Annotated in this window: 1 protein-coding gene; it reads right to left on the bottom strand. The window is 59.5% G+C overall.

Annotated elements, in window-relative coordinates; all coding sequences use genetic code 11:
* Nucleotides 1-304 precede the first annotated feature (304 nt).
* The gene (locus AC0L3P_RS39810) at nucleotides 305-460 is read right to left on the bottom strand and encodes a hypothetical protein (RefSeq protein WP_473309440.1); all 156 of its coding nucleotides are present in this window, start codon (nucleotides 458-460) and stop codon (nucleotides 305-307) included.
* Nucleotides 461-1,074: the final 614 nt, after the last annotated feature.

Genomic DNA, 1,074 nt, shown 5'->3' with positions numbered 1-1,074 from the left:
AATTCTCCTCTCCCCATCAGGGGATCATAAGTGGAAAATTCCAGTTCAAACTGGCCTAATTTGGCGGGGGCACGTCAGATTGGAGGTTAGATAGATTGCGCTCCATCGCGGCGGCGCTGACCGGCGCGCTCGATTGGAGGCGGCCTCATGAGGTTCATCGTGGACGAAGCCGGCGAGATCATCGCCCAAACATCGGATGACCATGTTCTAATCGGCGGCCACCACCGCCTCGCAGTGGCGGCCAGCCTCGGTAAAAGACTGGTCTGGCGAGATACCGGCGAACCTGTGAAGCTTGATCTCTTCTTCAAGCAGCATGGAAGCACTCCTCGACATACAGCCTGAGCCGCTCGCCGAGCGTATCGTTGTTCGGGTACATCGCGATGATCGCCATCATGGTCGCGCCGCTGGTGGCGTGATCGTTGGCGGTTGGGCCACCCTCCCAGGGAGAAGACAGCGACATGACAGATCGGGAATTGCTGCGGACGTGACGGCCCGTACAAAATGGAGGCCGCCTGCGTTGCCACAAGCGGCCCAAGTCTAGGGAGGAAACGCCCAAGGAGGGCAACGATAGCAGGGAGCTACCGCATACCCTTAGCTAGACGATCGCGATCAGCGGCTCAATTGAACGTAAGGGGTGATGGAACGATACAAAGGTTTATGGTCCTGTCGGGCTTACTTGCTCTGCTGCTTGAGCGCCCACAGCCGGTAGGTTCCATATCGCGCACCAGCCTTTGTGTGCGAGATGGTACGAAAGGAAATTCGAAAATCAAAAACCCCAAATCCCTCAAAGGTCGCGGTCGCGCGGTCCCTGCGGAGGTTGACATGCCCAGAGGGACCCGGACGATCCGACTGTGCGGAGGGTGGCTGCGACGGTCCGCGCAGCGTTATCACCTCGACACTCACGACCACTATGTCCGCTCACCCGGGGCAAAGCAGACATCCCGCCGCAAGGCCGCGACTTCCGATTTGGTTCGTTGACCCGATGCGGAAGTGGGGCCGGGGATGTCCCGGGTTCTGTTGAATTTCTGAAGAGGTCGGCGTTGCCCCCCTTGAGCCGGTAGGCTCGGGGTGCTG

It is taken from the genome of Bradyrhizobium sp. WSM4874 (assembly GCF_055811835.1).
The sequence above is the reverse complement of the archived record's forward strand: the minus strand, read 5'-3'. Positions and strand labels throughout refer to the sequence as shown.